Genomic DNA, 13,850 nt, shown 5'->3' on the forward strand with positions numbered 1-13,850 from the left:
AGCGGAGGTCCAGACGATGGCGCACGACGACCCGGCGGACGACGGCCCGGCAGACGGGGGCCCGGCAGGCGGGGGCACGGCCGGACGGAAGGGCGCGAGGGCCGAGTCGTTCGGCCTGGTCGTCGAGTCGTCGGCCCCGGCGAGTGCCGTCTTCGCCCTGCTGGCCGACGGCGGGGGCTGGGCGGCGTGGGCTGGGCCGCTGGTGCCGCGATCCCGCTGGTACCGCACCGGAAACCCGGCGCCCGGCGGTGTCGGAGCCATCCGCGAGCTCGGGCTGCGTCCGGTCTTGAGCCGCGAGGAGATCCTCGAGTACGTGCCGCCACGGCGGATCGTGTACACGATCGTCTCGGGCATCCCGGTCGACGGCTACCGGGGGACTGTCGAGCTCGACCCGCTGCCCGGCGGCGGCACCCGCATCACCTGGCGGTCGTCGTTCGTCCCGACCCATCGGGGCACCGGCCCGGCGCTGCGACTGTTGGGTGTCACGATCGTCCGCTCCATCGCTCGCCACCTGGCCCGGGCCGCGCTCACCCACGTGCCCACGCCCGCCCCGGGAACGAGCCTCGAGAGCTGATCCCTCGCGGGCTGATCTCTCGCGAGCTAGCCGAACGGGGCCGGACGGTCGATCTCTTCTGTTAAGAATCAGTGCTACGCCGGTCTGTCATTCGGTCCGTTTCGTTTAGGTTTACAGCGATTGAAATCGCGCTCCGGCCAATGATTACCACGTATCGTGACAAATATTTTCGGAAACCGTAACGCCGTGCAAACATCAATGCAGGCACAACGGCCGTACAAACGGGGGCATGGCGCTTTCGCATGGCCGTTCGGGCTGTTCTCACCGCATCCGCAGATCTCGGCGTGGCCGGGCCCCGCAGATCGTTCTGACGGTCGGTACCGGGATCACCTTCACCGCGGTGGTTCTCGCGTCCGGCGCCACCGCCGCCTCGGCCGGGTCCGGCGCGGCCCGGGCCACGGCCGTACCCTCCATCAGCTCGCTCATCGCGTCTCCAGCGTCATCGGCGACACTTCCCGTGCCGGCGCTGACCACCTCCGCTCCGACCGTGGCGACGCAGCCCACCGCCACCAGCCCGATCCCGCGCGCCACCGCCACGACGGCCGCGACGTTCACCACCGCGCTCACCGCGGCATGGCGGTCCTACCTCGCCGGCCGACCAGGATCGATCAGTGTTGCCCTCTATGACGAGAACAGCGATCAGACCGTCTACGTCACGAAGAACCGGCGCACCGGCTGGGAGACCGCGAGCACGGTAAAGCTCGACATTCTCGCCGACCTCCTCTCGAAGACCGGCACTGCCGGGACGCTGCCCGCGTCACAGCTGGCCCGGGCCAAGCCCATGATTTCTGTGAGCGACAACAACGCGGCCAGCGCGCTCTGGCGGACCGCCGGCGGGACTGCCGGGATGAACGCCTTCTACCGCAGTCTGGGAATGACCTCGACCACCGCGGGGTCCGGCGGTTACTGGGGCCTGACCGAGACGACCGCGCTCGACCAGCTCAAGGTGCTGCGCGCCGTCTCCTACCCGGGCCCGTACCTCTCGGCGAACGCCAGGTCCACGGCTACCAGCCTGCTGAACACGGTGATCCCGGCGCAGCGGTGGGGGCTGACCGCGGGCGTCCCGGCCAGCGTCTCGGTCCAGCTCAAGAACGGCTGGCTGCCGCACGGCCCGGGATGGGTGGTCAACAGCCTCGCCCACGTGCACGGCGCCGGCAAGGACTACGTCATGGCCGTCTACACCCGCGACAGCGCCACCGAGCAGACCGGCATCAACACCATCGCCGGTCTTTCACGGATCGCCTGGTCAGCCGTGCCGACCGGCCGCTGACCCACCGACTCTCACCTAAGGTCAGTATTCCGACGCCGAGAGTCGCGTCAGCAAGGGCCCGACCAGCGCCACAAGGATCTGCGTGGCATTGTGTGATCCCGGATCTCGCAGGTGAGGCTGGGGAGGGCACATGGTCGGGGCCCCGGAGGGGCCGGCGGCGGAGGTCACCGGGGATGTCGACGAGCTCGTCGACGGGGTTGCCGACGTGCCGGAGACGGGGTCGGATGCCTCGTCCGCTGAGGAGCCTCAGCGGGCGAAGCTGTTGCGGCCACGACAGATTCGGCCAACCGAGGCGGTCCTCGCCGTGGCGGTCGTCGCCCTGCTCGTGGCCGCGACCCTGGTAGGGGCGAGGGTGAGCAGCGGGCACAAGGCGAAGGCGCCCGTAGCCAGGGCGACGACGTCGGTGCGCGCCGCCGCGCCCCCTGCCCAGATCGCCGGGGACGCGGTACTCAACTGTTCGCTGCTGACGGGCCTCTCCGGCTGGAAGGCGTCATCCGACACCGGGCACGTCCAGCTGACGCGGGTGAGCGGACCGCCCTCGCCGGCCGGTCTCCCGACCGCCGCGGACGTCGTGTCGCCCGGCCCCACCGGGAAATGGGCGATGGTTCTGATCGCGCTGCGCGAGCCCGTGGCGTACTTCCAGGTCGGCAGTACTTACCGGATGCAGCTCTGGGAGCGCGACGTGACCGGGTCCGGCGCGGGCCTGATCCTCGTGCTCGCGAACCAGAACTACCGGGCCCGACCGACCACGGCGAGCATGGACGCGGCGCACAAGGACACCGACTGGCACCTGGTCTCCCGAACGTTCGTCGCGACCGCACCAGGTGGCGAAGACACGGGCTTATACGTGCAGCTGCCGACGGACCAGGCCTTCCACTACCAGCTGACGGGCGCGAGTGTGGTCCCGGTCGTCGTTCCGGCGGTGCCGCGGGTCGACGGTCCGCCGGCCCAGGTGGTCTCCTTCGACGGTCCCGCGGGCAGCCCGCCGAACCCGGCGCAGTGGAACCGGGAGGTCGGGGGGAACGGCTGGGGGAACGGAGAGCTGGAGACCTACACGAGAAGCGTCTCCAACGCCCAGCAGGATGGCGCCGGGCATCTCGTGATCACCGCCCGGCGGGAGACGAAGACGGGCCCGGACGGTATTCGCCGGGATTACACGAGCGCCCGGATCAACACCCAGGGGAAGGTCGTCGTCCAGCCCGGGTCCTATGTGGAGTCGACGATCGACGTCCCGGTCGGCGACGGGGTCTGGTCGGCCTTCTGGCTTATCGGAAGCAATTTTCCGCAGGTCGGCTGGCCGGCGTCCGGTGAGCTGAACGTGATGGAGGTCGCGGGCGCCGACACGACCTGGGTGCACACGGCCGCCCACATGGCGGCGGTGGGAGACCCGCGGCAGCTGGAAGAGTTCGGGTGGGGCGACGCGGGCGGGTCCACCGACCTGGGGCCGGACCTTCGCGCCCGGCCGCATTCGTACGGCGTGTATTTCGACGGCCAGACCGTGCGGTTCTACATCGACCGCAAGGAGCACATGGCGGTCTGGGCGCAGGACGCGCAGACCGCCGGCTGGGACTGGCCCTTCGGCAAGCCGGAGAGCCTGGTCCTGAACATCGCCGTCGGAGCAGGGGATCCGACGAACACGCCCTTCCCGCAGACCATGACCGTCGGCCCGATCTCGATCTGGCAGGGCGGTACGCCGTTCTAGGCCAGCACGCCGATGTCGAGGCGGCTGACCCGGCGCCCGGCGGGCTCGGGGTCAGCCGCTGAAACGGGCCACCGCCCGCATCTTGTTCATGGCGTCGAGAGCCGCCACCTTGTAGGACTCGGACAGCGTGGGGTAGTTGAAGACGCTGTCGACGAGGTAGTCGATGGTGCCGCCGCAACCCATCAGCGTCTGGCCGATGTGCACGATCTCGGTGGCGCCGGTGCCGAACACGTGGACGCCGAGCAGCTTGCGGTCGTCGGGGCTGACCAGCAGCTTGAGCATGCCGTACGAGTCGCCGACGATCTGGCCGCGGGCGAGCTCGCGGTAGCGCGCGATGCCGACCTCGAAGGGCACCGAGCCCTCGGTCAGCTCGTCCTCGGTCTTCCCGACATAGGAGATCTCGGGAATGGTGTAGATCCCGATCGGCATCAGCTCGGCGCGCATCGCGTGCACCTCCTCGCCACAGGCGGAGTAGGCGGCGAGGCGGCCCTGCTCCATCGACGTCGCGGCGAGCGCCGGGAACCCGATGACGTCGCCGACGGCGTAGATGTGGTCGACCTCGGTGCGGAAGTCCGAACCGACCTTGATACGGCCGCGGTTGTCGGCGGCCAGGCCGGCCTTGTCGAGGCCGAGGCCGTCCGTCAGGCCCTGCCGTCCCGCGGAGTACATCACCGTGTCCGCCGGGATCTTCTTGCCGCTTTCGAGCAGCGTGAGAGTTCCACCATTGTGCCGTTCCACCGAGACGACCGACTCGCGGAACCGGAATGTGACGGCGAGGTCGCGCAGGTGGTATTTCAGCGCCTCGACGATCTCCAGGTCGCAGAAGTCGAGCATGCGGTCGCGGCGTTCGACGACCGTCACCTTCGTTCCGAGCGCCGCGAACATCGACGCGTACTCGATACCGATGACGCCGGCGCCGACGACGACCATCGAACCGGGCAGCTTGTCAAGATTGAGGATCTGGTCGCTGTCGACGACGGTCCGCCCGTCGAAGTCGACCGTCTCGGGCCGCGCCGGGCGAGTCCCGGTCGCGATGATGACCTTTTCCGCGGTGACGTGCCGGCCGTCGATACCGGCGGCGCTGGTGATGGAAAGGGTGTGCGGGTCGATGAACGCGGCCGTGCCGGTGAGGATCGACACGTGGTTGCGGCTCAGCTGGCTGCGGATGACGTCGACCTCGCGGCTGATGACGTGCTGCGTGCGGGTCGTCAGGTCCCCGACGGTGATGTCGTCCTTGACCCGGTAGCTCTGCCCGTACATCTCCCGCTGCGACAGCCCGGTGAGATAGAGCACCGCCTCACGCAGCGTCTTCGAGGGGATCGTCCCGGTGTTGATGCAGACGCCGCCCATCATGTCGCGGCGATCCACGATCGCGACCCGGCGCCCGAGCTTGGCGGCGGCGATCGCCGCCTTCTGGCCGCCCGGCCCGGACCCGATGACCAGCACGTCGTAGTCGTACACGCGGGCTCCCCCTGTTGCCGAACACCAGGTTGCTGTGCGCCAGGTAGTCGTGCGCCAGTGACCCGCTCCCGGGTCATTCGATCGCAGACCTGCAAACAGAGGGTATCTGGATGGACAAGGGGCAAAGTACCCGCTGCCAGTATTGTTACCGCGTCTTTCCGCGACGGTTCCAACGACGACACTATCGGCCGACCGTTCGAGAGCTCGCTCTGCCGCGAGCCCCGGACGAATGCCCCAGACGGGCGCGGGAGACCGCAAACGGTACAGTGATCACATGATGCCAGTGTGTGTTCGCGGCGGCGGGACGAGAGTTTCGAGCCGGCGTCGCGACCGGCGTCGCGCGACGGTGCTCACGACCATCGCGGTCTGCGTCGGCCTTCTCGGCTGCTCCCAGGCATCGCAGAAGCCCTCGGCGTCCCAGACCCTGGGCGGTGACCACGGACTGGCCACGACCGAGACCGCGCCAGGGGAGACCTCGTCCGCCACCGTGGTCCTCTCGTCGTCGGCGTCGGCCAGCGCGTCGGGCGCCCAGCCCGTCGTCAGTGCGACACCGTCACCGGTCGCGTTGGCGGCCGCCCCGGCGCCGGCCGCGAGCCGGGTGCCCGCCCCGGCGAGCAGGCCCGCGGCCGCGGCGGCGCCGGCGGGAAGCGCGGACGGCTGGGGCAGCCCGGCGCAGGTCGAGACGTTCGACGGCACCGCGCTCACCGCGTCGCACTGGTACATCTACGACTCGCCGGATGCGCGTGCCTACCCCCGGGAGGCCAGCCGGAGCGTCGTCTCGGGCGGCCAGCTGCGGCTTACCGGCGGCGTCGACTCCGCCGGCCGGGATGTGTCCGGCGGGGTGGCGTCGACCTTCAACCAGCTGTACGGACGCTGGGAGGCCACGTTCCGGGTCGACCAGGGGAAGGGCTACTCGGCCGTCGTCCTGCTCTGGCCGCGCTCGGAGAACTGGCCGACCGACGGCGAGATCGACGCCATCGAGGTGTGGGACGGCGGTCGCCAGTCCGGTGGCGTGAACATCCACAACGGGTCCGCGAACCACGTGGTCGGTGGCGGGATCTCGGCGGACTTCACCCAGTGGCACACCATCGCCGTCGAATGGCTGCCGCAGCGGATCACGGTGCTGCTCGACGGCACGCCGCGTTACACGCTGAACCGGCCGGCCTCCGGCTTCGACCCGATCCCGTCCACCTCGCCGATGCATCTGGCGCTTCAGCTCGACAAGGGCTGCGTGGCGACGCTGCCGTGCCGGGACGCGTCCACGCCGCAGTGGGTGACGATGTACGTCGACCAGGTACGGATCTGGACGGCCCCGCCGGCCCTGCTGGGCTGAGAAGGCCCATCCTCTGGGACGCGGGCGGGCGGCGACACCCCGCGAGGGTGCCGCCGCCGACCGTGCCACGGCGGAACCGCCGTGGCGTCGTCGACCTCGAGCCGACCGCGGCCGCGTCGGCTGCGGCTGGTCGGCTCGGTGTGGTCGACTACGGGTGGGTCATCGAGAGGACGTCCAGTGCGGCGTCGAGCTGCTCGACCGTCAGCTTGCCGTCCTCGACGTAGCCGCGCTCCAGCACGACCTCGCGGATCGTCTTCTCCTGCGCGAGGGACAGCTTGGCGACCTTGGCCGCCTCCTCGTAGCCGATGTACTTGTTCAGCGGCGTGACGATCGACGGCGAGGACTCGGCGTACCGGCGGCAGCGCTCGACGTTGGCCTCGACACCGTCGATGCAGCGGTCCGCGAACAGCCGGCTGATCGTCGACAGGATGTGGATCGACTCCAGCAGGTTGCGGGCGATCACCGGCAGCATGACGTTCAGCTCGAAGTTGCCGGCCGAGCCACCGAAGGCCACCGCCGCGTCGTTGCCGACGACCTGCGCGACCACCTGGCAGACCGCCTCGGGAATGACCGGGTTCACCTTGCCCGGCATGATCGAGGAACCAGGCTGCAGGTCCGGCAGGTGGATCTCGCCGAGCCCGGCGCGCGGCCCGGACGAGGCCCAGCGCAGGTCGTTGGAGATCTTGTACAGCGAGATCGCGATCACGCGCAGCACGCCGGACGCCTCGACGAGCCCGTCCCGGGACGCCTGGGCCTCGAAGTGGTTACGCGCCTCGGTCAGCGGCAGGCCGGTGCTGGCCGCGAGCTCCGAGATCACGGTCGCGGAGAAGCCGGGCGGGGTGTTGATCCCGGTGCCGACCGCCGTGCCGCCCAGCGGAAGCTCGCCGATCCGGGGCAGTGCCGCCTTCAGCCGCTCGATCCCGAGCGTCACGGCCGCGGCGTAGCCGCCGAACTCCTGGCCGAGTGTCACCGGCGTCGCGTCCATCAGATGCGTACGGCCGGACTTGACCACGTCCGCGAACTGCTCGCTCTTGCGCGACAGCGACGCGGCCAGGTGCTCCAGCGCCGGGATCAGCTCGGTGACGATGCCCTGCGTCGCGGCGATGTGGATCGACGAGGGGAACACGTCGTTCGACGACTGCGAGCAGTTCACGTGGTCGTTCGGGTGCACCGCCCGGCCGAGCCGCTCGGTCGCCAGCGTCGCGATGACCTCGTTCGTGTTCATGTTCGACGACGTCCCGCTGCCCGTCTGGAACACGTCCAGCGGGAACTGGTCGTCCCAGTCACCCCGGGCGACCTCGGCGGCGGCGGACGCGATCGCCTCGGCGATCTCACCGTCCAGCACCCCGAGCTTGGCGTTCACGGTCGCGGCCGCGGCCTTGATCCGAGCGAGGGCTTGGATGTGCGCGCGGGAGATCCGCATTCCGGAGACCGGGAAGTTCTCGACCGCCCGCTGGGTCTGCGCCCGCCACTTCGCGCTGGCCGGGACCCGGACGTCCCCCATGCTGTCGTGCTCGATCCGGTACTCCTGCTCGGTCATGTCCCGCTACTCCTCGTCCTGGACCGGCGCGTCGTCCTGATGATGCTGCCACCGGTCATCTTCGATCAGGCGGGTGCCGGCGCGCACGGGCTCCCGGACCGGCTCGCCTGGCCGCGCCGACGACAAAGGCCGCGCACCTGGCGCGGCCCTTGTGTGTTGCAGAGTCTTCCGCTCGCTCAGCTGGTGGCGGCGCTTTCCTTCATGCGGCGCATGTCACGGCGCAGCTCCGGCGGGAGCGCGAAGAGCAGGTGCTCCTCGGTGGAGGTGACTTCCTCCACATCGTTGAAGCCGTGCTCCGCGAGCCAGGACATCAGCTCGGTGACCAGCTCCTCCGGCACGGACGCACCGCTGGTGACGCCCACGGTCTCGACGCCCTGGAGCCACGCGTCGTTGACCTGCTCGCAGTTGTCGACCAGGTAGGCCGCCGGCGCGCCGGCGTCCAGGGCGACCTCGACGAGGCGGACCGAGTTCGACGAGTTCGGCGAGCCCACGACCAGGATCAGGTCGACCGCGTTCGCGATCTCCTTCACCGCCACCTGGCGGTTCTGGGTCGCGTAGCAGATGTCCGAGTTCGGCGGCCCGGTCAGATGCGGGAACCGCTCGCGCAGCGCATCGACCGTGGTCATCGTCTCGTCGACGGACAGCGTCGTCTGCGAGAGGTAGGCGACCCGCTTCGGGTCACGCACCTTCACGTCCGCCGCGTCCTCCGGGCCGTCCACCAGGTGGATGCGGTCCGGCGCCTGCCCGGTGGTCCCGACTACCTCCTCATGGCCCTCATGGCCGATGAGCAGGATGTCGTAGTCCTCCCGGGCGAACCGGCGCGCTTCGGAGTGCACCTTGGTCACCAGCGGGCAGGTGGCATCGATCGTCCGCAGCTTTCGCTCAGACGCCTCCTCGTGCACGGTGGGTGCTACCCCATGCGCGGAGAACACGACGGTGGCACCGTGCGGCACCTCTTCCGTCTCCTCGACGAAGATCGCGCCCTTCGCTTCCAACGTCTTGACGACGTGGGCGTTGTGCACGATCTGCTTACGCACGTATACCGGAACGCCATACAGCTCCAGTGCCTTCTCCACGGTCTGAACCGCTCGATCGACACCGGCGCAGTAGCCGCGCGGCTTGGCCAAAAGGACCCGCCCCATGTCTCGGCAGTCTACGCGGCACAGCCCCGGCGGGAAGACCGGCCGCCGGTGCGTCACGCGTTGACGCGATCCGTCCCACACAGCGTTGGTCCCGACCGCCTAACGTGCAGGGGTGACCATGACCTCGACGCCCGAAGAACCGCTGCCAGTGCGGACGGTGTCGCGCGCGCTCGGGGACTGGATCAACCGGCTGGGCCGGATCTGGGTCGAAGGCCAGGTCACGGAGATCTCCCGCCGGCCTGGGATGAGCACCGCGTTCCTGACGCTGCGCGACCCGGTGGCGGATGTCTCACTGCGGCTCACCTGCCCCCGGACGGTGCTCGACGCCGTCGGGCCCGCGCTGACGGACGGCGCGCGGGTCGTCGTCTGGGGCAAGCCGTCCTTCCACCCGGGGCGGGGCACGTTGGCCCTTCAGGTCTTCGAGATCCGCCCGGTCGGGGTCGGCGCGCTGCTCGCCCGGCTGGAGGCGTTGCGTCAGCTGCTGGCCGCCGAGGGGCTGTTCGCCGCGTCCCGCAAGCGCCGGCCGCCGTTCCTGCCCGGCGCGGTCGGCCTGATCACGGGCCGGGCCAGCGCCGCCGAGCGGGACGTGGTCGAGAACGCCCGCCGCCGCTGGCCGGCGGTCCGGATCGTCACCCGCGAGGTCGCCGTACAGGGGCCGCTGGCGGCGGGCCAGGTCATCGACGCGCTGCGCGAGCTGGACGCCGACCGGGAGGTCGAGGTCATCGTGATCGCGCGCGGCGGCGGCTCGCTGGAGGACCTGCTGCCCTTCTCCGACGAGGCGCTGCTGCGGGCGGTCGCCGCGGCCAGGACCCCGGTGGTGTCGGCGATCGGACACGAGCAGGACAGCCCCCTGCTCGACTACGTCGCCGACGTCCGCGCCTCCACGCCGACCGACGCGGCCAAGAAGGTCGTCCCCGACGTCGGCGAGCAGGCCGCGCTGGTCGCCCAGTTGCGCGGGCGGGCCCGCCGCGTCGTCGAGCACCGGCTCGACCGCGAGAGCCGGGCGCTGACCGACCTGCGTGGCCGGCCCGCGCTGGCCGCCCCGCTGCGTGATCTCGACCGCCGCTCCGAGGCGGTGGAGGCCCTGACCCGGCGCGCCTTCCGGTGCGTCACGCACGCGGTCGACGTCGCCGGGCGCGATGTGGCACACGCGGCCGCCCGGCTGCGGGCGCTGTCGCCGGCCGCGACGCTCGACCGGGGCTACGCCCTCGTCCAGGACGGGTCCAGCGGGGCGATCATCCGCGACCCGGTGGACCTGACCGCCCACCAGACGCTGCAGGTCCGCGTCGCGCGGGGCTCGTTCGCCGCGACGGTGGCGGACCCGCTGCCGTCCCAGCCGCCGCCGGACGCCGCATCCCAGTTGACCGCCCCAAGCTCCGGGAGACCCTCATGACCGAGCCGACCGCCACGCGGCCAGGTCCGCCCACCTACGAGGCCACCCGCGCCGAACTGGAGGACGTGGTGCGCCGGCTCGAGGCCGGCGGGATCACCCTCGAGGAGTCGCTCGCCCTCTGGGAGCGCGGCGAGGCGCTGGCCCGGACCTGCCAGGACCTTCTCGACGGGGCCCGTGCCCGCATCGCCGCGGCCCAGCCGGACCAGGCCGCCGGAACCGCCGCCAACTGACGAGCGCCAGGCTCGGCGACGAGGGCCGCCCGCTGGCTTGATCGCCGTTTCGGCCCTCCCGTGGTCACAAAACCGCTGTGGTTACGACCACGCGAGGGCCAAAACAGCGATCTTGCCCGCCTCGGGCCGTGGCCGGCCCTGTCGACGCGGCGACAGTTGCAGTCGTCAGGACGTGGCGGCCTGGACGGGGCGCAGTGAGGCGGCGAGGGCTTCGAGGTCGGCCCGGTCGGCGCCACCGGCACCGGCACCGTCGTCGACGATGATCGTGGCCGCCCCGACGACGCGGGTGAGGGCCAGGTGCCCGTCGTTGTCCGGGCGCAGTTCCCAGGGCTGGCCGCCCAGCGTCGTCGTCCCGGTCACCGGCCGGTTGCCGAGTACCTGTTGCACGGCGTTCGGGTCGTTCGTGACCTCGTACCGGGCGAAGGTCTGGTCGTTCTTGCGGTCGATGACGTAGCCGATCGTCAGCATGGCCTGGTGCGCCTGGCCCGCGACCGAACCGGGCACCTGCATCCGCAGGGAGGTCGGCTTCCAGAGGTTCTGGCCGAGACCGGTCGGCGCGAGCACCGGATAGGGCGCCTGCCGGGCGAACGACTGGACGGAGGTGGTCGCGTCGGAGACCACCTTGACCTGCTGCCCGTTGCCCCTCGGCATCACGAAGAGGAAGAACAGGAGCACACCAGCCATCACCACGGCAAGCGAGAGCACCATGTCCCGGACGGTCTCCTGACCACGCGCACGTGCCACACCCCCATCATCCCGGTCACGCCGCCGCGAGGCGGACCGGGGAGCGTGGCGCCCGCCACGCACCGAACGCGGACGCAACCATTCGGGGTCCTTCGGCGTCTGAAGCGGAGCGGGGGTGACCGTCACGCGGAGGGGGCGTGACGGCCACCCCCGCCCCGTGGCTCCCGCCCGGACCCCGTCAAAGACGGGATGGTTCCCGTCAAGGACATTGGGCGGCCATCACAAGTGTGGGCCGGGAACGGGCCGGACCACTACGCTTCTGCCGTGGCACATGAGAGCGGGGCCGTCCCCGAACCGCTTGCCGTCCAAGGCCAGGCGCCGGACCGCAACCTGGCGCTCGAACTGGTCCGGGTCACCGAGGCCGCCGCGCTCGCTGCCGCTCGCTGGGTGGGCCGTGGCGACAAGAACGGGGCGGATGGTGCCGCCGTCGACGCGATGCGCCGTCTGGTCGGCACCGTCTCGATGCGTGGCGTCGTCGTCATCGGGGAGGGCGAGAAGGACGAAGCCCCGATGCTGTTCAACGGCGAGGAGGTCGGCTCGGGCGAGGGTCCCGAGTGCGACGTCGCCGTCGACCCGGTCGACGGGACCACGCTGACGTCCAAGGGCATGAACAACGCCGTCTCGGTGATGGCCGTCAGCGAGCGCGGCACGATGTACGACGCGAGCGTCTGCTTCTACATGGACAAGCTCGTCACCGGCCCCGAAGCGGCGTCCGTCGTGGACATCACGGCCTCGGTCGAGGACAACGTCCGCGCGGTCGCCAAGGCCAAGGGCATCCTCCCGCGCGACGTCACCGTCGTCGTCCTCGACCGCCCGCGCCACGCCGACCTGGTCGACGAGATCCGCGCCACCGGCGCCCGCGTCAAGCTGATCTCCGACGGAGACGTCGCCGGCGCCGTCATGGCGGCCTCCGACGACACCGGCGTCGATCTCCTGCTCGGCGTCGGGGGCACCCCGGAAGGCATCATCACGGCCTGCGCCGTGACCTGCCTGGGCGGTGTCATCCAGGGCAGGCTGTGGCCGACCGACGACGCCGAGCGGGCGAAGGTCACCGCCGCCGGCCTCGACGTGAACCGGGTGCTGTCCACCCGGGACCTGGTCAACAGCGACAACGTCTTCTTCGTCGCCACGGGCATCACCGACGGCGAGCTGCTCGCGGGCGTCCGCTACCGCCCCGGCGGCGCCAGCACGTCCTCGCTGGTCATGCGTTCCCGCAGCGGAACCATCCGCCGGGTCGACAGCCAGCATCAGCTCACGAAGCTGCAGGCCTACTCGACCGTCCCGTTTTAGGAAACGGCTCGTTCCAGGACGGCGGGCCCGAGCGAGCGCACCGGCTCCAGCCGGAGCGCGGTGCGTCGCTCGGGACTGACCACCTGCGGGGTCGCCGCGGTCAGGCTGGGCGCCGGTACGACTCCTCGACCGGTGCCGCCTTCTCGGCGAGCTTGCGGCGCAGCTGAGCTCGCCCGTACGCCGCTTCCAGCAGCACGCTTCGGGACAGCGGACGGAACGCCTCGACGAAAATGGTCCGTAGGACGCGCATGCCATCCGAGAACGCATTGAGGTTCGTGACGCCCATGAGGCGCGGGTGCTCGTAGCTCGGGACCTCGACGATAGTCAGCCCGCCGCGCGCCGCCCGGATGTTGATGAGGGTCTCGACCTCGAAGCCGTCGCCCCACTGCGGTTCCTGGCCCTTCTCGCCGGGGCGCAGGTCCAGCACCGGCAGGCAGTACGACCAGAACGCGTTGTAGCCGTAGCAGAGATCCGTGAACCGGTGCCGCAGCAGGATGTTGACGAGGCCACTCAGCCCGTGGTTGCCGCGGGCCCGTAGCCGGGTGATATCGCTGCTGCCGCCACCCTTGATGAAGCGGGAGCCCTTGGCGAAGTCCGCGCCGTCGACGAGCACCTGGACGAAGTCCTTGATCTCGCCGGGATCCGCGGAACCGTCGGCGTCGAGCATGACGATGATGTCGCCCGTCGCGGCGGCGAACCCGGCCGCCAACGCGTTTCCCTTGCCCTTCCTGGTCTGATGCACAACGACGCAGTCCGGACGCAGGGCGCGCGCGACCTCCTCGGTGCCGTCGGTGGAGCGGCCGTCGACCAGGACGATCTCCGCGTCCCGCGGCAGGATGCGGAAAATGTGTGGCACGTTTCGAGCCTCGTTCAGCGTCGGAATGACGATGCTGATCGCCGGCACTGAGCCTGTCGCGGTCAAGTTCCTTCCCCCCTGGAATTTCGCGCGCGACGCCTCTGTCGGGCGAGCCTCATACGTACCGGCCCTGCCCCCGGAAGTCGGAGTTATCTGGTCCTCTCGGCCGACGGTCCCACGATCACTCACGCCTGAAGCCTGGGTGACTGTGCGACGTAGCCGTATGCCGGAACGAGGTGGCAGCCGTCCGACGTTCTGGTGACAATTCTGGCCCGCACCGGCCCCCGCCTCCGGTGCTTCTCATGCTCGCTATTT

General features: G+C 70.5%; 13 protein-coding genes. 7 read left to right on the forward strand and 6 right to left on the reverse strand.

Annotation, left to right across the window (positions count from 1 at the left end):
- Nucleotides 1–16: 16 nt before the first annotated feature.
- A complete protein-coding gene (locus FRAEUI1C_RS35890; RefSeq protein WP_013421886.1) occupies nt 17–574 on the forward strand; it encodes an SRPBCC family protein in 558 nt (185 codons plus the stop codon).
- A gap of 261 nt (nt 575–835) precedes the next feature.
- Here FRAEUI1C_RS35890 and FRAEUI1C_RS40720 read toward each other — a convergent pair whose 3' ends face one another.
- Nucleotides 836–1,000: a hypothetical protein gene (locus FRAEUI1C_RS40720; RefSeq protein WP_232425283.1), complete on the reverse strand. Its 165-nt coding sequence runs from the start codon at nt 998–1,000 to the stop codon at nt 836–838.
- Nucleotides 1,001–1,061: 61 nt separating this feature from the next.
- On the opposite strand from FRAEUI1C_RS40720, the gene FRAEUI1C_RS03435 reads away from it, so the two are divergent.
- Together FRAEUI1C_RS03435 and FRAEUI1C_RS35895 are read left to right on the forward strand one after the other, a co-directional pair.
- Entirely contained in the window at nt 1,062–1,844 is a 783-nt protein-coding gene (locus tag FRAEUI1C_RS03435; RefSeq protein WP_232425284.1) for a serine hydrolase, read from the forward strand.
- A 130-nt stretch (nt 1,845–1,974) separates the two neighbouring features.
- The gene (locus tag FRAEUI1C_RS35895) at nt 1,975–3,546 is read left to right on the forward strand and encodes a glycoside hydrolase family 16 protein (RefSeq protein WP_013421888.1); all 1,572 of its coding nucleotides are present in this window, start codon (nt 1,975–1,977) and stop codon (nt 3,544–3,546) included.
- A gap of 51 nt (nt 3,547–3,597) precedes the next feature.
- Here FRAEUI1C_RS35895 and sthA read toward each other — a convergent pair whose 3' ends face one another.
- Complete coding sequence (gene sthA / locus FRAEUI1C_RS03445) at nt 3,598–5,007, reverse strand: Si-specific NAD(P)(+) transhydrogenase (protein WP_013421889.1); 1,410 nt, start codon at nt 5,005–5,007, stop codon at nt 3,598–3,600.
- A 346-nt stretch (nt 5,008–5,353) separates the two neighbouring features.
- On the opposite strand from sthA, the gene FRAEUI1C_RS03455 reads away from it, so the two are divergent.
- On the forward strand, nt 5,354–6,340 hold the full coding sequence (locus FRAEUI1C_RS03455; RefSeq protein ID WP_157734800.1) for a glycoside hydrolase family 16 protein: 987 nt from the start codon (nt 5,354–5,356) through the stop codon (nt 6,338–6,340).
- Between the two features lie 148 nt (nt 6,341–6,488).
- On the opposite strand, the gene FRAEUI1C_RS03460 is transcribed toward FRAEUI1C_RS03455, so the two are convergent.
- Nucleotides 6,489–7,880, reverse strand: a complete 1,392-nt coding sequence (locus tag FRAEUI1C_RS03460; protein WP_013421891.1) for a class II fumarate hydratase — start codon at nt 7,878–7,880, stop codon at nt 6,489–6,491.
- 176 nt (nt 7,881–8,056) lie between these two features.
- On the reverse strand, nt 8,057–9,022 hold the full coding sequence (locus tag FRAEUI1C_RS03465) for a 4-hydroxy-3-methylbut-2-enyl diphosphate reductase (RefSeq protein ID WP_013421892.1): 966 nt from the start codon (nt 9,020–9,022) through the stop codon (nt 8,057–8,059).
- Between the two features lie 112 nt (nt 9,023–9,134).
- Between FRAEUI1C_RS03465 and xseA the strand changes: the two genes are divergently transcribed.
- Nucleotides 9,135–10,415 (forward strand): exodeoxyribonuclease VII large subunit, encoded by a 1,281-nt coding sequence (xseA, locus tag FRAEUI1C_RS03470; RefSeq protein ID WP_083819368.1) that lies wholly within the window; start codon nt 9,135–9,137, stop codon nt 10,413–10,415.
- Complete coding sequence (locus tag FRAEUI1C_RS03475) at nt 10,412–10,645, forward strand: exodeoxyribonuclease VII small subunit (protein WP_013421894.1); 234 nt, start codon at nt 10,412–10,414, stop codon at nt 10,643–10,645. Before xseA ends, FRAEUI1C_RS03475 begins: the two co-directional genes overlap by 4 nt.
- Nucleotides 10,646–10,810: 165 nt before the next feature.
- On the opposite strand, the gene FRAEUI1C_RS03480 is transcribed toward FRAEUI1C_RS03475, so the two are convergent.
- Nucleotides 10,811–11,389, reverse strand: a complete 579-nt coding sequence (locus FRAEUI1C_RS03480; RefSeq protein WP_013421895.1) for a DUF4245 domain-containing protein — start codon at nt 11,387–11,389, stop codon at nt 10,811–10,813.
- A 264-nt stretch (nt 11,390–11,653) separates the two neighbouring features.
- On the opposite strand from FRAEUI1C_RS03480, the gene glpX reads away from it, so the two are divergent.
- The gene (gene glpX, locus FRAEUI1C_RS03485) at nt 11,654–12,679 is read left to right on the forward strand and encodes a class II fructose-bisphosphatase (RefSeq protein WP_198318703.1); all 1,026 of its coding nucleotides are present in this window, start codon (nt 11,654–11,656) and stop codon (nt 12,677–12,679) included.
- 100 nt (nt 12,680–12,779) lie between these two features.
- On the opposite strand, the gene FRAEUI1C_RS03490 is transcribed toward glpX, so the two are convergent.
- A complete protein-coding gene (locus tag FRAEUI1C_RS03490) occupies nt 12,780–13,601 on the reverse strand; it encodes a glycosyltransferase family 2 protein (protein WP_013421897.1) in 822 nt (273 codons plus the stop codon).
- Nucleotides 13,602–13,850 lie beyond the last annotated feature (249 nt).

This window comes from Pseudofrankia inefficax (genome assembly GCF_000166135.1).
Lineage (GTDB): Bacteria > Actinomycetota > Actinomycetes > Frankiales > Frankiaceae > Pseudofrankia > Pseudofrankia inefficax.